The following is a 20,260-nucleotide window of genomic DNA, read 5'->3' as shown; positions in this document are numbered from 1 at the left end:
AATGTAGATACAATCAATGACTTTAATGCTTCAAAAAAGATGCTTCTATTTGGCTGGGACATATCATTGTGTTTGGTTGATTAAATTGCTCCTACAATATGCACTTTGGCTCCAAATGATTCAAACATCTTTTTATAAAACTGAGATAAAACTTCATACCTTTCACTATCATCAATATTCTTAGGCAAATAGGCGAAGTAAATCTCAACACCATTTAGTCGTTTAATAGGATACATTTTTAACAATTTTTGTATTATTGTATCCGGATGTTTCCTGATTGCATTCATTGTTGCTATGTCATAAAAATTAATGAAAGACTTTTCCATAAAATCAGTATTAAAAATTGCTGTCTTTGAATCTGCCGTTGATTCACTCAATCTATTAAGTTCTTCTGTTAATACTTTAAATATTACAGATCCTGATCGATCATGTTTATCTCCAATTATAAAATTTAAACAGGAATCAATCTTCGAAAAATATTCAATTACCAAATCAGTTCTTTCATAATCATTTCCCATCAAAAGGCTTGAGTCCTTTTGAATTACAACCTCATAAGATCGATTAAATCCTAATTCTGTTATAGGTATCAACCTCGTCAACTCTCCATTCATAGAATTTTTAGTCAGAGCTGATACTTTTTTAAATTCTGACATCGCAATTCCATTAAAATGTTCTTCAGTCAAATCAGATACAATGGTTATGTTGTGAACTTTCGGTTTTTCATTACAAGATGAAAAGCACACTGCTGAAAAAATCAGCAGTGTGCAAAAACAATTAAGTGCCTTCATGACATTTGATTATTTTGAATTAATAACTGCGGTGGTTGTTGTAAACGCGAACCACTTTTGATGGTAAATTCACGATTACAATTAGAAACGATATGGTCTCGTTCACTATCCAATTGATTAAATAATTCAGTCCTGTAAATTTTAAAACCCTCAAGCTTTTGCTTACATTCATGAATTCGCCTTACTTCATTCTCAAGCCTATCCAATAAAAGCTTCTTCTCTGCATTTAACCTCTCAATTTCCTGAAGTTTCTGATCTTTCAATTGCTTTTCCTTTTCTTGAGCATCTGATGGAAGCTTCGTAAATGCAAGCAAAATGGCGATTGCAAAAAAGAAGTTATTTAAGAGCATCCAAATGATAGGAGAATTAGCAAGTAAACCGGTATCCCTTAAATATGTCTGTCTAAGTAATCCCAATCCAAAGAAAACAACACCACCCCCAAGAAGACCTGATAGAAACCAGATCCACTTTCCCTTTGTAGTCAACGCCTTTTGCATCCATTTTCCTAATGTGTGGGATGCTAAAGAAAGGCCGATCGCCGTCGCAACTGAAAGCAGGATGGCAAATAACAAATACTTGGCAATAACTTGATAGCTGGAGTAGTTCATTAAAGCATCGATTGAACTCAATGCGACAATACCAATTAACACCTTGTAGTAGGAAGACCAATCATAACTAATTATTATTCTTCTAATATCTACCTCAATATTATTGATCTTCTGATCAATTATATCAACCTCTGGAGCAGTTCTGATTTTTAACCCTTCCAAATCTGCTTGTTGAATTTCCTGGTCCAATTTCTCGATTTCCGGATTAAGAGTCTTGCTTACATGAGCCTTGAGAACCTCAATAGCAGTAGCAATTTCATGTTGAATAACAAGCGTGTTCTTAAGACCTTGATGAACTATCAAGTCTGTGCTTTGGAGAGTTTTCTCTTTGAGCTCAGTAAGATTTGTTTTGATATAGTATTCGAGAGATTCCACTCGAATACCGAAATAAAATTCTTTATTATAATATTCCATTTGTTAAAATTTAAAAATTAAATAATGAATATTTATCTTGAGGACCTTAGTTAATTTAATAAGATATTGGATCCTCGTCAATGCATTTTTCATGCTTGAGTAAAAGCAATAGGAATTGGGACCCAATGAAAATTCTATGACTTGCTTTCATTGGTTGTTGGTTGAGTTTGAGTGAAATATTTTTTTATTTCTTCATCAAGGTTAAGATGCCTGGATTTTGATACAGCAATAAACTTCATTAATAGCGGATCTTCGGAATCCAAAGATTCTGATGAAAATGAAGACCAGCGGTTTAGCGAAACAACTAGCGGTAATGTTCCTTTAATGTATTCCATCTCATATTATTTTATTAATAATATGCTGGAAATCCACAGGAGAGAAGATTGAAATATTTTTTGCTTTATGTATACTATTTAATAATAGTTAGTACATTTGCAAAAGTTTGATACAAGTTATCGGCAAAAATAAGGTTGTATCAAAAGCACAATTGCTGGTTCTCTCCAACGGGGCCAGCTTTTTTTATTTATTTTTCATTAAATATTTTTCCAAGTTAATAAATGTGCAAAGCCCGTCCATATTCTGAACAGGCTTTGTAAATATATATATGTGTAATTTTTAAAATTTGCGCTAATCTAATTTTATAAAACTGAATTAAAACAATTATTAGGTAGCTATAGAACTTAAGAATTTTTAGGATCAAGATAACATAATGATTTATAGAAGGACATTTCAAATTCAATTTTGAAATGTCCCTAACCGAATATGGATCATCAGGAGGATCATACTTGATATTCAAGATTGGAGACATAGAGCTAAATAAAACATTTTTTATCGAACGCATATTAATAAGAGCTACTTTATTTTGAAAATGCTGCTTCTTCTCTAGCAAGTGAATACATATTTAGCATTTATGTATATTAAAAATTAAAATATTTTATGGTGTGATAAATAAATGATTCAATATTAGGTTATTTTGACTTATGAATAGTTCAAATATCTACCATATAACAAAATAAAATATGTATAAAAAAAATCACTTACGCTTTTGGTTATTTCGCAAGTGATTTCCATTAATGATCAATTTAATATAAACTCTACCGCCTTCTGTGCTTCAGCAGAAACTCTGAAAATAAACTTAGGGTCTTCTTTCAGGACTTTTAACCACCCGGCCATATATGAGATCGAATTTTCCTTAACCTGTTCTGAGTCAATTTGAACCAAAGAGCACAACATAGAAGCACCCATTTCGGCTACTAATTCCTCCTTACTATAAGGTGTAGTTCCAAATCCGGAAAAGTCCATAACCTCAACCCTTGCCAGCCTGGATGCATGACCAGTTGCGTGGATCAGCTCGTGAAAGTAAGTTGCATAGTAATGTTCTGAAGTCTCAAACTGTCCAATTGATGGGAGGTTGATGAAATCCTGTTCTGGCGAATAAAAAGCTTTATTTGAGTCAATTTGCCTTAAATCCGGTGGGTTGGACATATTCATGATGATTTCCTCACATCGGGTTATTTTCTCATTATCCGAGAGTTTTACCTCAGGAAACCGGGTTTGGTCTATCTCAATACCTTCAATGTCTTCAATATTAAAGACATTGTAATACCGGATGAACCTCAATACTTTAATGTCCTCTCCTTTTTGGTATCTGTCCTTGGCTATTTCAGGAGTTAGTGTCTTGTCATCGCTATCCTTGTAATACATTTTGAAGTAGATGACAAGACTAGCTTCTGCTCCTTTCTTAATTGTTCCACCCAACTCTTTGATTTGATTGAATGTTGCAAAGTATGGAATGGGATGTCCGGTATTATTCATCAGTATGTAATTGATACCAGTGTAAAGTCTGCCCGAAACATAATTTCGAGCTAAGCCATAAGTGCTCCATGTTTTTCTCCACGGTGCTACACCGTTTTCAATCATGGCGATGATTCTGTTCGTCACTTCATCATAAAGTGAAGTATTAGAAGTCTGTTGAACCTTGGGTTCAGTTGTTGTTTTCATTACAATAAATTTTAAAAGTGAAAAAATGAATTACTTAGAGCATTCCTTCGTCAGCGAAGGAATAGAATCCGGAACGTGGAGAAAGAATAAGGTGATCTATCAATGTTATTTCGTGAAATCTACCAATCTCTTTTAACTTTTTAGTTAACTCTATATCTTGAGAACTTGGCTTAATTGAACCAGATGGATGATTGTGTCCGGCAATTATTCCCACTGCAAGTCCTTTGAGTGCTGTTGCAAAAAGAATACGTGGATCGGCAACTGTTCCTGCTAATCCACCACGACTTAATCGCAATATTCCCATTACATAATTAGCTCTATTAAGAAACAACACATTAAATTCTTCCACCAATTCAATGTCATCACCCCAATTAATTCGAAATATTTTTTCTGCATCGCTTGAGCTATAAACACTTGGGTGATGAACAAAGGGAAAATTGGATTGGTAAATAACTTTTACTTCTGCTACCTGCAATAGCGGAGGTATTTGGCTTGCGCCAATTAAATTTTTCATGGTTACTGATTTAGATTTTTAAAGAAAATTTCTAAACCAGTATATTTAAAAGGTGTAGATAAACAAAGACGGTAGATATTGACATTCTACTACTTAATTTACTCAATAACTTTCTTTGAAATTATATCAACAATCTTTATATACAATCGTTATGAATATTTATATGCAAATTGAATTGTATTTTATACATAAAAGAAATAAATATTTAACCGATTAGTTGACAACAGTATTTAAAATGACTTGTTATTTTTATCTTTAAATATTAATTGCTTCAAGATTTTAGGAATAAAAAAGCCTAATTTTAAGTTATTTATCACTTTAAAAAACAAGTTATGTACAGTCGAATTCAATCTTGTTTGTTTATTCTCATGTCATTTATGCTCATTATATTTTTAAAATCTAATGCGCAGGCTCAAACACAAAGAAATCCGCCAGTGTTTTGCGACAAATATCAAGAAATTGATTTTCCACGAGTGAAAATAAGAGTTAATATTCATTTTATTCTAGATATCAATGGGAATAATAATTATACACCTACGGATAATGGACTAGGTAATGCATCAAGAAATGGAATTTTTGCTGCAAATAAAATCATTCAGGAAATGAACACAGGTTTTTCACAGATGCAACCGATGATTAGTAAGAAACCGGATGGAACAAATCATCCTCATATAGATGATCTAGGAGTTGAGTATATACTTTATACAAATCAGCAAATTTGTGAGGAACCTGATATATATGGAGGAATTTGGTTTCATAATTACGCTCCTTATGATATTAACGAACCGATAGGTGATGGTGATCCTGATTTCTCCCCAGGGCATCTGGAATCGCTGTTTAGTAAATATCCAAATGTTATGAATATCTTTGTTCTGGGATCAAGATTTTATTGGAAAGATGGTGTGAAGAATTTTAGTATTGGAGGTGAAGCACAACAAGGAGATTTAGCACGCAATTTGCGAGTGCATAATCAATGGTATTGGGCTGAATTCCAAGGTCAGGGTGATGGGGTGGTTTTAGGACCGACTATAAACCATGAAGTTGGGCATATTATTGCGGGGCTATCTCATGTATCACATACTTATACAGATCCTATAACTAATATTGTTTACAAAGGTGTTGTTGCGGATGAATCTGATATCAACAAGGATGAGGAGACAGTGAATTCTAATAATCTTATGACATACAATGGGTGTTCCTGCTCAATGTCATTAAAGCAATTTATAAAATTTCGCAATGGATTAAATAAAATTAGAGTATATTTGGACCATTCCGAGTTGTGCGAAACAGATCCAGTTCCAATAATTATTTCAGCTGGGAGTAATGTTATTTGGGATTCATACAAGGAATTATTTCGGAATGTTGTCATTGAGCCAACAGCATCTTTGACGATTACTTGTGATATTAAAACTAATGCTAAATTCGTCGTGAAAAGAGGAGCAAAACTTATTGTTGTTGGGGCAACTATTTCCAATCTATGCCCAACTGATTATTGGAGGGGTATAGAAGTGTGGGGAAATCCAGGAAAATCACATCCATCTGGTGATTTGAAATATTATACACTAGCAGCTGACGATCCAGGTGTGGTTTATCTTTCCACTGCAACTTTAATTAAGCCAGTTGATGGAGTATTTACATGGAAGGATGAAAATTATTTGTTACCTGATTTTTGGGGAGGAATTATACAAGCTAACTCAACAGATTTTCTAGAACATAGAAGAGGGGTGGCCTTTATGCCATTTACTGCTTCAAATAATGCAAGTTCATTTAATGATTGTGCGTTTGCTTCTACAACTGGATATGCTGGAATTACCATGTGGAATGTTAAGAATGTAAAAATAACCAACTGCAGATTTGAAGCTCAACATTTAGATGATGGATATTTACGGAGAGGAATTAGATCTATTGATGCAAATCCTGAAATTGAAAATTGTAAATTTTATGGTAATAAATATGGTTTAGAAGTACATAGCACTTTTTCATTTGTGTCTGATCCTATTAAAGTTCATAATAAATGTAATTTTTCTAAAGGTGGGAGTACCTTTAATGGAATTTCACATATTTATTCAAATGGTGTAATAGGATTGGATGTTAAAGATTGTCAGTTTAATGAAGGAATTCGTGGAATTCAAATTAGTGGTAATAGTAGTTTTGATATTGAAAGAAATGTTTTGGTTGGTTACAGTAATTATGGATTGGATTTAACTAATACCTATTCAAGATTTAAAGAATTATTTGCAAATTATTTTTACTCTTCATCAAATGGGTCAAGTGGTATTCGTACTTGGGGAAGAAATAATGAGTTTCAATTTATTTCAAATTGCTTTAATCACCCTAGAAATGACGTATATATTAACCCAGTTCCGTTGTTTGATGACCAAGGTAGCAGATCCGAGAGTAATAATAATTATTTTCATACATACAACAATGATGGTCCTGAATTGTTTTCTAGGTTACCTAAGTTTAATTATTGGGTGCCAAACCCAAGTCCAAATCCAAGAGCAATTCCACATTGCCATTTTTTAACCCCAAAACCTGATGCTACATGCACAGCTGGATATTCATTGCATAGTAATATTGATGCTTTCACTCATAGAGAAATACCACCTAATTGTTCACAAAATAATATACCAGATACAATAGATAGAACATTATACCAAGATGAAGATACTAGCTTTACTTATCTAAGTCAGAAGTATACAGATTTCAAGGTAATAGTTGCTAATCAGGAGACTCAACTGGAAAATATGTCTACAAATGATCCAGAGTATGTCGGTCTTGTATCTGAATATAAAATGAATAAATTTTATCGTGGCAAGTATCAAATGAAAATATTGCAATCCATTTTTTCTACTGGGGACTACGAGAGTTTGGGCACATTTCTACTCAACGAAGATGTTTATGAAAAAACAACTCTAATCGCTGGACTAGAAATTAGTAAGGGAAATTATCTATTAGCTGATTCAATTTTGGCACAGTTGGCTAACTCCGCAATTGAGTACAACAAATATTACACTATTGAAAAAATACACTTAGATTTTTTACAAAGTCCCTCAACTAATTTTCCAACTGCACAAGATAGTTTATTATTAGAGGACGTTGCAACAGATACAACTTGGGTTTCGAATTTTGCTCGCGCTCTATTGGTCTTATATTTTGAAAGATACATTGATACTAGTATGAATGGAGATACAATGCAACAATATACTAGATTTGAAAAAAGTGGCATAAGATTAGAGCCTACAGTATTCTTCAACAATCCAGTTGAAAGTGAAATTAATTTATATGTTGATAGATATTCTAATGATGACTACATTAAATTTAACGTATACGATGTTACGGGAAAGAGTGTATACTTTGAAAATATTTTAATTCTGAATAATAGAGTTAAAGTAGATCTTAGCGGGCTTAAACCAGGTCTATATTTATTTAGATTAGAAAGTAATATGTTTAAACATAAGTCTCATGTAATTATTAAGTTATGAAGAAGTTGGTCATAATAATAATTTTATTCATTTGTGATACTACTGCCTTTGTTCAATCGTTTAGTGTATTAGAGGAATCAGGACAGAATTCTGCCTATTCTGTATTACCTACGGATGATGGTTATGTCTTCATAGTTAATAATATGTGCGATTCAGTGTGTAATAGCATATATAAAATTGGATTTGATAGCACACTAATTTATAAGAGGGAGCAAAATGGATTTTCAGGAAAACTCTATAAAAGCTCAAGACCTACAATTGAGTATTTGATTTTTGGTATCTATATTGTAGGAGGTAAATATGGAACAATATTAAGGGAAATGGATACTGAGGGAAATATTAAAAATACATTCAAATTTGAGTATCCAGATGCTAATATATTTGGAAATCAAGTTATTGATGATGGGAGTGGCTATATTATAAACTCTACAAAGTTTCAGTCTAACCCTCCAATTGATACGGCTTATATTTTTAAAATTGATTATAGTGGTGGATTGATATGGGAAGATAAGATTTGTCTTGAAAATAATTCTACTTATCTTGTAAACAATCCTGTCGAAATGACTAAGTTTTCATCTAATGAATATGCTATTGTAGGAAAATATAAATACTTTGTTGCAGGATCGATATTCCCTTGTGAAAAATCATTTCTAATTAGATTTAATGAAAATGGAAAGATTTCTTATTATGGGTCATTTGATGAATTTCGTCGACATTTATTCAGTTCCGATCGTGACTCATGCAATTTTTCAACTATGGTGCATTTTACTTGCGCAGGAAATGATAGTAGTTACATAGTTACAGCAAGATTTGATAGCCTAATTAACTTTCCTGGAAAAGACTCGGCTTATAGGCATGCATTCTTAATTCATCTAGATAAGGCCAATAATCCTATTAAATATACTTTAATACCAAATTATATTGATGCCAAGACTGGAATTAAGATTTTAAAGTGTAAGAACAACGACATTATTTACATGGATGATGCTGGGGATCGCGTCGTATATCCCAACTATGCACCTGGATTTCGACTTAGTAGAGTCAATGTAATTGGGGAATTATTATGGCAGAGAACTTATGTAACACCATATTTTAAGCTTTCAGATAGTTCACTAATTAATTTATTTACTTTTTATGATTTTGCTGAGCTAAATGATAAGTCGCTAATTATTATTGGTGCTTATAAACGTTATTTGGGATCAAATGATAATTTTGATCAAGATGCTTTTGTGATGATTCTAGACAGTTTAGGTTGTTTTGATATAGACTGTGAGTTGTACTCCAATGTTTTCAAATTAACCCACAAAGTTGGTGTAGATAACGTAGGTAAAAGCGATATTAAAATATATCCAAATCCAGCTAATGATTGGTTGAGAATCAACTTGGATAATGTGATTGAAAATTATTTTAAGATAGATGTGTATGATTTGATTGGAAGGAAAATATTGTCAGCGATCGATTATTATTTAAACACTGAAGGGTACCAACTTGACATTTCAAAATTGAAAAGTGGCATTTATTGTTTGAAAATCTACGATGGAAATAAGCATATATCTAATAAAATGTTTATTATTAATAATGATAATTAAATTTAACTTAGAGCCAGCATAAATATTGTCTATATACCAGGGAGGTAATTGCACTAAACGCCCTACTCGGCTTCCCATCAATCATGAGTTTTAAATAAATCTTGTAATTCGGGAGATTAATAAAATCCTCCACATTAAATTCGGGATACATTTCTTTTGACAGCTGCATCGCATCTTCAGTGCCAAGTCTAAATGATATAACAGTTCCGGCATTTCCAAGTACCGCACTTTTAATATCAGGATCAAGTTGAGCCATATATTGGTGAGCCATTGTCATTCCAACTTTAAACTTACGTAGCTCGGAAAACATTCCAATTAGAGATAAAGTAGTGAAATTATGGAATTCATCTACATAGACCATAAACGGAACTCTCTTATCTTCTTCTGTATCTACTCTGCTGAATGAAGCAGAAGCAATTGAGGTAATAAACAAGGCTCCAAGGATATGGGAGACATCAGCCCCTACATGACCTTTGGAGAGATTGACCAAAACGATTTTCTTTTCGTCCATTGCTTTTCTTAGGGATACTTCTTCTGGATTATCAATTAAAACTCGTTTAATAACAGGATGAACAAGCATGCCTCCAATTTTATTTAAAACAGGTAGCAGGTCGTATTTATGATACTCTTTGAATTCTCGTTTCCAGAATTTTTTCACGCTATCGCTTTTAACATACCTTAATGCTTCTTTCCTAAAGTCTTTGTTCAAAAGTATCTCGACTATATCCGCTACGGTTGCTTTCGGTTGATCAAGTAAAGTCAGGATGGTGTGTCTTAATATATGCTCTAATTTAACACCCCACGCGCTATCCCAGAGCTTGGAGAAAACATCCAAAATACCGGAAGCAACCAATGAGCGTTTTTCGATCGAAACTCTTCTAAATGGATTGTATTTAAGGTTAAGATTTGGATCAGGAATGTTGAAATATATCAAGTCATTTTTTCTCGATTCAGGTATTTTACTTACAACTTTTTCAACTAAGTCTCCGTGAGGGTCTAATAGACAGCATCCTCTGCCGGCATAAATGTCCTGCATAATCATTGTTTCAAGCAATGTGGATTTACCTGTGCCGGTTTTACCAATGATATAAGTGTGCATCAACCGGTCAGCTTGCTTAATACCAAACCGCCTCCTTTGATTCCTAAAAGTTGTTTCTCCAAAGTAAGTAATATCAGGATTTATTTTATTTTGGGTGTTTTCATTGTCCATTGATTGAGTATATACATTTATAAATATCCAGTGGAGACGGCATAAATTTCCGTTGTGTCAGTTTCTACCTTCTACGATTAAGAATTGATTTCTTTAGACTTGATATATGCAAAATGAATCCAAACTTTCACTATTCATACGAGATGTTTGTAAGGGGAGAACAGAAGAAGAACTGCAATTAGCTGAAGAGAATTTCAAAGCCTACTTGCTGTTGGTTAAAGAAATTTGCAATCGAATGGAAGTTGAAGGCAAAGAGCCAATCGACTTTAATAAATCAGACTAACTATGATAGAATATCACTATGAAAAATGTTTATGGATATATACGGGTTTCAACCGTCAAACAAGGAACTGGCGTATCGCTTCAAGAACAAAAGGAAGCGATTATTCGCTATGCGGAAAAGCATAACCTAAATATCACTGAATGGTTTGAAGAACAGGAAACGGCAGCCAAACAAGGCAGACCGTTATTCAACAAAATGATGAAGTTAGTGAAGTCCGGTAAAGCTACTGGTGTGATTATCCATAAAATAGACCGTAGTGCGAGGAATCTTAAGGATTGGGCTTCTCTTGGAGATCTAATTGATCAAGGATATGAAATTCACTTTGCACATGAAAGTCTGGATATGAAAGGACGTGGTGGTCGATTGGCTGCCGATATTCAAGCAGTCATAGCTTCGGATTATATTCGAAATCTTCGTGAAGAGGCTATGAAAGGACTATACGGCCGTTTAAAGCAAGGTATTTACCCCTTTATGGCTCCTGCCGGATATCTCGATACTGGCAGAGGGAATATTAAAGCTATCGATCCAGTAAAAAGCCCATTAGTTAAAAAGGCTTTTCAGCTATATGCGACTGGAAAATACAATCTAAATGAATTGGTTGAAATTATGAAAGAGTTTGGATTAAAAAATTCAATCGGACAAGATATTACCTACCAAGGACTCTCAAAAATACTCAACAATCCATTCTATACCGGAGTAATGAAAGTAAAAGGTAAAACTTTCCAAGGCAACCATGTTCCCCTTATTTCCCCTAAGCTTTTCTTTGATGTGCAAAACATCCTAAAGGGAAAAACCAATACTAAATCAAACAAACACAATTTTCTATTCCGGAGGTTATTAAAATGCGAAGGATGTAATTACTCATTGATTGGAGAAATTGCTAAAGGACACATCTATTACCGTTGTCATACAAAGGAATGTCCTACCAAGTGTGTTCGTGAAGATATGATTGAAAAAATGCTATTAAAATCTATGGAAGATGTTCAATTGCATCCGGTTGAAAGCAACTTACTAAATGAATTACTTATGGAAGCCCAAATAAATTACAGCCAGGATTCTAAAAGCATTGAAGACTCTTTAAGGCTTAGTAGAAGCCAAATATCCATTAAATTAGATAGGTTAGCCGATGCCTTTATTGAAGGTATGATTGATAAGGTGCAATTTGAAGAAAAGAAAGAGAAGTGCTTGATTGAAATCCAACTATTAAACAAGAAATCAGATCAGTTTAGCAATCATAGGGAAATTATTTTCCGAAAAACCAGAAATTTCCTCGAACTGATAAAAAGCCTTAAGAATTCGTATATAAATAGCATAATTGACGATAAAAGGAGAATCATCAAATTGTTCACCTCGAACCTTCAAGTACATGGAAAAAAGCTAATGATTACAATGAATTTACCATTCAATGACATAGCAAATCGCTTCAATAATTCATCATGTGCACATGAACGGGGTATACCTCGAACATGTACAGTAGATAATGACAAAATCAACAACTTTTCGCAAGAGCTTGTGTATACCCCGGAATTGAGAGCAAGAATGAAAGAACTCCTTGATATCATCATGGGATTCTTTGAACTTCAGGTCGAGAATGATCAGGATAATGAAGAAAAATTACTCTATGATGAAATGTTCAACTCAAGTACCGAACATACTCTTTGATGAATATCTCCCAAAATTAACTGAATCGGAATTAAAAATACTTCTTATCATAATCCGACAAACTTCTGGTTGGATAGACAGATATACTGGTAAAAGAAAAACCAGAGACAGGATATCTCAAAGTCAATTCAGTTTGAAGACCGGACTATCAGTAAGAACTATATCTGAAACGCTAAAAACGCTTTCACAGCGTGGTTTAATTAACATAACCGGTCAAAACCATGAATCTTTAAATTACTCACTGGACAGACGAGGTAAAACGAAATTGTTCTATTCTATTCAAGATATGCAACCAATGACATCAACCAATGCAAATGAAGTACCAAAAGATATGCAAAATGTTGCATATAACAAAACTAAATATACAAAAGAAAACAAAACAAAAGAAAAAAGACTTCCTTTTAAGACCGGAAATGGAATTAGTATCAGTGAAGCCATAAGGAATTCAGGTTATCTAAGGAAATTTGGAATTGACAATTCATAATTGATCATGCTAAAATGAACATATAAAGAAGGACTGAATGGTTTAACATCGGGACTTCAGATACTACCTCTCATTTCGATTATTAACTATTTAATCGGATTAAATATATTTTATGACGGTGCCTTTGCACCGTTGGATTGCAATCTGCGGTTCTTTTTCATTGCCGTAGATTTTGGGTTCCTACAGGTGCGGAGGTGCCTGATATATCAATCAATACTAATTCAATGCTTATTAAAGCGTAGATTTATATCTAAACTCGGAACTTGGGCGAAAAAATTGCCAATTTGGCAATTAATACCGTCTACGATAGACATCATTAGAAGAATAAACTTAGGGCATCAGGGAATACATACCTGGTGCCCATTTTAATTTATGTCTTCACCACCAAATTATTTAAGAGTTTATCGAAAGAGATCCGGATTAGTCCAGGAAGATATTGCCTATCTTCTAAATCTTCCGGATTACTCAAACATTTCCAGATATGAGAAAGGACTTAGATCACCTACCACTGAACTACTCCTAACATACCATCACCTTTTTGATGTCCCTATTGAATCATTTTATGAACAGGAATCCGAGAGTATTAGATTCACTCTGATTCAAAGAATAAAAGACTTAATCCAAGAACTAAAAAAAGAAAATCAAATAACATTAAAGAACACCCTAAGAATTAAATTCCTTGAACAAGTAATTATTAGATTAACCAATATAAAACCATGAATACACCACAAGAAAAATCAAAAATCGTATATGCCATATATCCCAATGCACAAGGATTCAGTTTCGTTTATATGAACGGGCCAAGAATGCTTTTGGACTTTGGTATTGTCAGGATTAATCCTATTTGCAATTTCCGGACACTAGATAAAATAAAGAAGTCGCTGAATTATTTTAAACCTTCCATAGTTGTTCTTCTAGATCCAGAAGGCAAATCCTCAAGAACTGGTAATCGTATTAAAAAGCTCATTTCCAAAATCACAGCATATGCAAACCAAGAAAACTTTCAAGTCGCTCATATTTCAAGAGATCAAATTCGGTATGTGTTTGAAAATTTTGGAGTCATTACCAAATACGAAATATCTCAATGGCTACTTACAGAATTCAAACAGCTTGAAACTAGACGACCTAGAGAACGAAAACTATGGACAAGTGAGGATAGGAATATGGGAGTGTTTGATGCGTTGTCGTCAGCTTTAACCTACTATTGGTTAAAAGATTAACCCATTTTGATTGAAATAAATTTATTGATTTTAGTTTGTTGTTATTGATTTTCCATGTTTATTAAGACGAATTCAAAATCATTAACTATCTTTATAAAAAAATAGTTATGAATTGGAAAGATTATCCTGACTTTATTCCGAGTGAATCTGGTGTTTACTTAACCAGCATCGAGAGACCATACAAGAACACAACCTTTACATTCAATTATATCGCGTACTTTGATTCCATAAGTCGAAAATGGAAGAAATACAATCCATTTATAGATGATAGTATAAGTGATGAAGAGATCATTGATAGAATCATTGCATGGAGTGAACTTGCGACATTTCTTGGAACTTTTGGCAAATAACTATATTCTAAGTAAAATTAGGATTTTAATAGTATTTCAAAGTGTTTAGGGTCAGATTCTTTGACGATTTTTAATAAAATTTTAATTGCATCTTTACTCTCACTTTTATCCTTATGTTCAATAGCACTTGTTGGGTCTGAATTATGCGAGAACCAGTTTATTAGCCAGAAGACTTTATCACAATCGACTTTCGAAATTTTTTCGTCTTCGTTTTCCTTCAACTTGTTAATTTCTGCAACGATTCTGTCAATCTTATCTTTTGATTCAATTTTATTGGTTGGCACTTTAAAATCTGCGTAAATCTCAAAAAACCTTCTTCCGATATTGGCAATATTGTAAATTTCTTCAAATGTAGGTTCTTCGCTCTTCTTACTAAATTCATTCAGTAAGGAAAATAAAAATGAATATTCCGATTTATAGTCTCTTAATGTAGAATCCAGTATTGTAAATTTAGACTTTCGAGTACTTTCATTAAGTATTGGTTTTATCATATAAAACTCACAATTAATCTCCTTTACTGGCTTTCCATTAATTAATCGATCCTTATTATCATCTTCAATTCCTTTATTCTTTCTTACAAACCAATCTTTTACCAAATTAAATAGTTGAAAATTATGAGTGGAAATAAAAAGTTGTCCAACATTGGTGAAATGATTTTTAATCAATGAAAAGCAATGAAAAATAAAATTCGAATCAAAACTTGAAATAGGATCATCAATAAAAACAATTTGTTCATTACTCTTGCTATCATTTTCTCCAACCTTAACCAAAAAATAAGAAAAAGCAATTGCTGTTTTCTCGCCTTCACTTAAGTTTATTGCTTGATCTCCTTCTCTATTTATGATATAACCTTTTTTATCCTTATCTAATTCTAACAAAATCTCTTCTTTACCAAAAAACTCTTTCAAATGCTTATTAATTTGCCTAATAGCCTTGCCTATATTTGAAGTTTGTTTCTCCAGTTCAGCAATTTCCATATTCAGTTTATTGACCGCTTGTAAAGTCTGCTTTTCAATTTTTGCAGAATCCTCAAATTCCGATATCATTTTTGGGTAATCTCTTGATTTTAATGCTGTTGCTATTAAATGCAATTCGATTTTTTCTTTAGAATTCGATACCTCTTTAGAATGATTTTGAATTTTGTCGTTGTGTTTCTCTATGATTTTATTCAGTTCTTTTATAACACTGTTATACTTTACAAAATATTCTTCTGGTTTATCCGGATTTGAAATGATAATCAAAGTGCTATTATACTTTTCGTTTAGTTTCGAGATTGCTGTTTCTATCCATGTATTCGTTTTATCTATAATTTCTTCAAGTTTTAGTGATTGTTCTTCAAATTTGCCTTGTAGATCCGGATATAATTCCGCCTTTGTTGATAGTAAATACAAGCCTTCATTACTCAATTTTATTTTATTAATTTCATTTTTAAATATTACAATTGCGCTTTGTAAATCCTCATAGTCTTTGCTAAAATGCCCCGAAAGAGTATTTAAAAATTCAGCATCAATTGGATTACTACAAAAAAGACAATTGTGCTTCTCATTTTTAGATTTATGAAGTTCAAATCCTTGTTTTACCCAGCTATTCAAGCTTTGGTCGTCTTTTAGCCTGTCAATAGAATCTGAAATTACTTTTTTACCTAGCAATTTTGTAATATTCTCATAGATTTTTTGAAAGCTCTCAATGGTTTCGTCTTCAAATACAATTGACAATTTATATTCTGCAAGAGTAGATTGAGGTTTGCCAGCATTACTTTTACTAACTGACTCATATTCAATCTTAGCATCCATTGAAAGTATCTTATCCGTAAAGTTGTTAAAACCAATTGCATTAATTTTGCTTTCAGCCTTTGTTTTATTATATGTTTTATCAAAAAGAGCGTTTGAAATTTCACGCCCTAAGTCCGTCAAAAATATACTTTTAGTATCCTCTTTGCTGAGTTTATCTTTTTTTAACAACTCATAAGTCTTATCAAGTGCCATTTTATCATTTCGCAATTGATCCAACTTCTTTTTATTTTCAATATCTTCTTCACTTACAAATACAATGGGAGTACATGAATTGGATGGATCAAAAGAGATATTACCATCTATAAAATCCTGATTGAAAACTTTAACCTTTAAGTTAGAAGTTGCAATATCCAAACTCTTTATTACTGACCCATCATCTGTTTTAATTTCAAATTCTCCATGTTCTGGAAATTGCTTGAATTTTTCCTTGTCATAAACAGATTTCTTTTCACAACTTGCGAATATTCTGGATAATGTGGTTTTGCCACTTCTATTCCAACCATAGATTAAGTTGAATTTTTTAAATTCGGGTAGATCGGAATTCCAATTAAAGTTATCAAATATTCCGAATTTCTTGAGTTTGGATACTTGCTTAATAATTGACACAGCTTTTAAGATTTAAATTTATTTCAAATAAGAATTAATTTATGAACTCGACATCCACAGCTTATTTATTTCATCTTTAATTTTCTGTTCGTAAAAGGAAATTAGTTTTTTATTGCCATTAACTAGAGCTTGCTCTTGTTCTATCTTTGAAATGATATCATTCTGTTCTGAAAGTGCTGGAAAAGGAATTTGGAGTTGCTTTAATTTGATAATAGTTAAAGCATTATAGGCCACTCCATTGGTAAGCTCTTTAAATTTACTGGCCAATTCATTTTCAAGAACAAGTTTCAAGAAAATAGGATCAATGTTTTTTAATTCTTTTATCCAAATTAAGTTTCCATCTTTAAAGTAGAACTCTCTATCATCAGGAATAACCCAAATAATGCCAATTGTACCAACCGCCGAAATGAGCAATTCTCCTTTCTTTGGAATATCAAACTTAGACTTTAGCTCTGTGTATCTCTCCTTTGATATAAAAATTTCTAGACTGATTTCTTTTTCATTGCTTAATTCTACAATTTCTTTAGTTCTATAAAATGGCACACCCGAATTAACATATTCCTCTTGGAAAATTCTTTTACTTGAAGTTATCTCACAAACACTTCCTAACTCCACCATTTCCCAATCCTCCCTAATTTCAATTTCCGGCTTATAGTTATCTACTACCTGTTTAGCTCCATTGATGATGGCTTGATATTTTTCTATTCTTGAAACTATTTGTTGCTGGATTTCGATTGGAGGAAGTGGAATTTGTAAATCCATTATTTGATCTCTATTTATACTATCAAATACTGCTCCACCATTGCCTTTGATATTTCCTTGAATACTTTGTAAATAAGTAAAAAGAAATCTTAATAGGATTCGCTCTTTTGGTCTAATTGAAGCAAGGCCACGGCCAATACATATTTCTTGGGTTGCTATATTAACTGGCCCAACGGGTGCCCGCACAGACATTAAAATGTCATTTTTCAATGCAATTTTCGTGATTTTAGTTGTCCATGTCTTTGGCTCGCCAATAAATATATCTCCAAATTCTGTTCTGCCTTGATAAAAAGGCATCCCATTTTTCTTATCATTATAAAATTCACTTTCTGGTGATTGACCTGAGATAACTTCAGCAATATCTCCAAGTCTCACCATTTCAAAATGGCTTTGTTTTGCTTTCCCATTTTCACGATAACGATCTATTGAAAGATTGTAATCATCTTTTTCTTTGATTTTATTGATTTCAACCAATAGAACATTTTCATTTTCAATGGAAAACTCTTTATTACTTTGCAATACTATTTTATAATTCTTCAAAGTTTTTAAGACTTCTGGTAAATCATTTTTTTCAATCTCTCTACGCTGTGCGCCTAGATCTAATCCATCAGCCTCTACTTTTATGAAAAGAATATTATTCGTCTTCTTTGCAAGCTCACGATCTAAAAATAGAATTGAAGTTTTTACACCGGAATATGGATTAAATACTCCGGCAGGGAGAGAAACAACTGCATACAAATAATTATTTTCAATGAGATATTTTCTCAATTGTTTATATGCTCCGGCTGATTGAAAAATAATACCCTCAGGAACTATGATGCCTGCACGGCCATTGATAGTAAGATGCTCTGCCATATAATCCACGAATAGCACTTCGCTACGGTTAGACTGAACAGAAAAGCGCTTATGAGGCTGGATTCCGCCTTTAGGTGTCATAAATGGTGGATTGGCGAGAATTACATCTGCATTTTCATCCCAGCGTTTCTCATCTGAAAGTGTGTCGTATTCATGAATTTTGGGTTCCGGAAATCCGTGTAAATACATATTAACTAAAGCCAACTTCACCATATCAGGAGATATGTCATACCCGGTCAGGTTATTCATCAACTTTAATTTTTCATCGGGAGAAAGGGGCTTATCTTTATTTGCCTTTAAAATATGTTTATATGCTGAAATCAGAAACCCTGCTGTTCCACAGGCGGGATCAAGAATTTTTTCATTCTTCTTAGGGTCCATTACTGCCACCATAAAGTCTATGATATGACGAGGAGTCCGAAATTGACCGGCATCACCCTGACTACCCAACACAGATAATAAGTACTCGAATGCATCGCCTAGGTCTTCGCTGTGTTCATATTCAAACTCATTTATCTCTTTTAGGAAAAGCGAAAGAGTCCTTGGATCATTGTATGGTAAAAATGCACCTTTAAATATATCTCTGAATAATTGTGGGATATTCTGATTTCTGGATAATGACGAAATAGATTGCGTATAGAGATCCAGACGTTCTTGTCCCGATAATTTCTGATCCATTAACTTTGTCCAAGCATATTTGGAAAAGCCATTTGCAAAAAACTTTGCATCTCCACCTAACTCTTGTGATTCTTTATCCATATCATCCATAAACTTATAGATGAGCGCAATGGTAATTTGCTCAACTTGCGCCTTAGGGTCAGGCACTTTGCCAACAAGAATTTGGCGGACTGAATCTATTTTTCTTTTTGTATTTTGGTCTAACATTTTAATTTCTATTAATTAAATCAAATGCCAAGCTAGCAAGCGATATGTAATGAATTGCTAAATTTTTGTCTAGATTTACAGCAGGAGTATGTGCCTTTTCATTCCTTAAATACTGAATAGACATATGAAGAAATTTTACACCTTCAAAGAAGTCTCTTTCTACTTCATCTTTTGGTTGTCTACCAAATATATTTTCGTAGTTTGATTCTTTAAAAGCTTCATGTGCACGTTCTTTTCCTGTGATGTCCTTAAGTTTCTGCCTAACAATTTTGTAAGATTCTTCGATGGCATTAAAATAATGACCATCGTTTATTAAATTCTGAACATGGTCGAATATTTCCTTCTGGAGTTTGATAGTAATATTACCATCTATAAAACTAGCTTGCGATTGGCTTTCAATTTTAATTTTATAATCTGTTAATTTCTCACCAATTTCCTTTGCCTTCGAAAGAATCTCATTCGGGAAGTGAGCTTTCTCTAATACACCTAAATTAATTTGATTCTCGATATAATCAACTAGCTTCAAAATGCTAACACCTACTATCTTATCATCAGCTTTATACCAAAAACCTCTAATTCGATTAGCCTTTGAGCCACTACCATAATCATATTTTGAATCGTATATATCTATTCCAATATCATCTTGAAAAAATTCTTTAAAAATTCTATCTGTGAAATTAATAACATATCCTCCACTCATTTGGAATGTTTTCTCAAGGATTTGTATTTCAAGTGTAGTTAAATTTGCCAT

17 protein-coding genes are annotated in these 20,260 nt (G+C 32.9%); 8 read left to right on the top strand and 9 right to left on the bottom strand.

The features are described 5' to 3' along the window. Nucleotides 1-80: 80 nt before the first annotated feature. From IPM34_05460 to IPM34_05440, 5 genes are all read right to left on the bottom strand, one after another. Complete coding sequence (locus IPM34_05460; protein MBK8954989.1) at nucleotides 81-788, bottom strand: hypothetical protein; 708 nt, start codon at nucleotides 786-788, stop codon at nucleotides 81-83. Continuing rightward, on the bottom strand, nucleotides 785-1,810 hold the full coding sequence (locus IPM34_05455) for a hypothetical protein (GenBank protein ID MBK8954988.1): 1,026 nt from the start codon (nucleotides 1,808-1,810) through the stop codon (nucleotides 785-787). The genes IPM34_05460 and IPM34_05455 overlap by 4 nt, the downstream gene beginning before the upstream one ends. Before the next feature lie 134 nt (nucleotides 1,811-1,944). After that, nucleotides 1,945-2,145 carry a hypothetical protein gene (locus tag IPM34_05450; GenBank protein ID MBK8954987.1) on the bottom strand — a complete coding sequence of 67 codons (201 nt, stop codon included), beginning with the start codon at nucleotides 2,143-2,145 and terminating at the stop codon, nucleotides 1,945-1,947. Nucleotides 2,146-2,887: 742 nt separating this feature from the next. Then, the gene (locus IPM34_05445) at nucleotides 2,888-3,811 is read right to left on the bottom strand and encodes a DUF1738 domain-containing protein (GenBank protein ID MBK8954986.1); all 924 of its coding nucleotides are present in this window, start codon (nucleotides 3,809-3,811) and stop codon (nucleotides 2,888-2,890) included. Between the two features lie 34 nt (nucleotides 3,812-3,845). Continuing rightward, on the bottom strand, nucleotides 3,846-4,325 hold the full coding sequence (locus IPM34_05440) for a JAB domain-containing protein (GenBank protein ID MBK8954985.1): 480 nt from the start codon (nucleotides 4,323-4,325) through the stop codon (nucleotides 3,846-3,848). Between the two features lie 377 nt (nucleotides 4,326-4,702). Between IPM34_05440 and IPM34_05435 the strand changes: the two genes are divergently transcribed. Both IPM34_05435 and IPM34_05430 read left to right on the top strand, forming a co-directional pair. Next, nucleotides 4,703-7,810, top strand: a complete 3,108-nt coding sequence (locus tag IPM34_05435) for a T9SS type A sorting domain-containing protein (protein ID MBK8954984.1) — start codon at nucleotides 4,703-4,705, stop codon at nucleotides 7,808-7,810. Then, entirely contained in the window at nucleotides 7,807-9,399 is a 1,593-nt protein-coding gene (locus IPM34_05430; protein ID MBK8954983.1) for a T9SS type A sorting domain-containing protein, read from the top strand. Before IPM34_05435 ends, IPM34_05430 begins: the two co-directional genes overlap by 4 nt. A 7-nt stretch (nucleotides 9,400-9,406) precedes the next feature. Here IPM34_05430 and IPM34_05425 read toward each other — a convergent pair whose 3' ends face one another. Next, nucleotides 9,407-10,609 (bottom strand): type IV secretion system DNA-binding domain-containing protein, encoded by a 1,203-nt coding sequence (locus IPM34_05425; GenBank protein ID MBK8954982.1) that lies wholly within the window; start codon nucleotides 10,607-10,609, stop codon nucleotides 9,407-9,409. Nucleotides 10,610-10,715: 106 nt separating this feature from the next. On the opposite strand from IPM34_05425, the gene IPM34_05420 reads away from it, so the two are divergent. From IPM34_05420 to IPM34_05395, 6 genes are all read left to right on the top strand, one after another. Beyond that, nucleotides 10,716-10,892 carry a hypothetical protein gene (locus tag IPM34_05420; GenBank protein MBK8954981.1) on the top strand — a complete coding sequence of 59 codons (177 nt, stop codon included), beginning with the start codon at nucleotides 10,716-10,718 and terminating at the stop codon, nucleotides 10,890-10,892. 18 nt (nucleotides 10,893-10,910) lie between these two features. Beyond that, the gene (locus IPM34_05415; GenBank protein MBK8954980.1) at nucleotides 10,911-12,554 is read left to right on the top strand and encodes a recombinase family protein; all 1,644 of its coding nucleotides are present in this window, start codon (nucleotides 10,911-10,913) and stop codon (nucleotides 12,552-12,554) included. Continuing rightward, the gene (locus IPM34_05410; GenBank protein MBK8954979.1) at nucleotides 12,514-13,038 is read left to right on the top strand and encodes a replication protein; all 525 of its coding nucleotides are present in this window, start codon (nucleotides 12,514-12,516) and stop codon (nucleotides 13,036-13,038) included. The genes IPM34_05415 and IPM34_05410 overlap by 41 nt, the downstream gene beginning before the upstream one ends. A 372-nt stretch (nucleotides 13,039-13,410) precedes the next feature. Next, the gene (locus IPM34_05405; GenBank protein ID MBK8954978.1) at nucleotides 13,411-13,758 is read left to right on the top strand and encodes a helix-turn-helix transcriptional regulator; all 348 of its coding nucleotides are present in this window, start codon (nucleotides 13,411-13,413) and stop codon (nucleotides 13,756-13,758) included. Continuing rightward, nucleotides 13,755-14,258 carry a hypothetical protein gene (locus IPM34_05400; GenBank protein ID MBK8954977.1) on the top strand — a complete coding sequence of 168 codons (504 nt, stop codon included), beginning with the start codon at nucleotides 13,755-13,757 and terminating at the stop codon, nucleotides 14,256-14,258. The genes IPM34_05405 and IPM34_05400 overlap by 4 nt, the downstream gene beginning before the upstream one ends. A gap of 107 nt (nucleotides 14,259-14,365) precedes the next feature. Continuing rightward, nucleotides 14,366-14,608, top strand: coding sequence for a hypothetical protein (locus tag IPM34_05395; protein ID MBK8954976.1), 243 nt, complete (start codon nucleotides 14,366-14,368; stop codon nucleotides 14,606-14,608). A 17-nt stretch (nucleotides 14,609-14,625) separates the two neighbouring features. On the opposite strand, the gene IPM34_05390 is transcribed toward IPM34_05395, so the two are convergent. The 3 genes from IPM34_05390 to IPM34_05380 are packed head-to-tail and all read right to left on the bottom strand — an operon-like array spanning nucleotide 14,626 to nucleotide 20,260. Further along, entirely contained in the window at nucleotides 14,626-17,007 is a 2,382-nt protein-coding gene (locus IPM34_05390; protein MBK8954975.1) for an AAA family ATPase, read from the bottom strand. A 39-nt stretch (nucleotides 17,008-17,046) separates the two neighbouring features. After that, on the bottom strand, nucleotides 17,047-19,509 hold the full coding sequence (locus tag IPM34_05385; protein ID MBK8954974.1) for an N-6 DNA methylase: 2,463 nt from the start codon (nucleotides 19,507-19,509) through the stop codon (nucleotides 17,047-17,049). 1 nt (nucleotide 19,510) lies between these two features. After that, the gene (locus IPM34_05380) at nucleotides 19,511-20,260 is read right to left on the bottom strand and encodes a TIGR02391 family protein (protein ID MBK8954973.1); all 750 of its coding nucleotides are present in this window, start codon (nucleotides 20,258-20,260) and stop codon (nucleotides 19,511-19,513) included.

This window comes from Saprospiraceae bacterium (assembly GCA_016716185.1).
In the GTDB taxonomy this organism is placed as follows: Bacteria; Bacteroidota; Bacteroidia; order Chitinophagales; family Saprospiraceae; genus Vicinibacter.
Note: the sequence above shows the minus strand (reverse complement) of the source record. Positions and strands in the feature narration are given on the sequence as shown.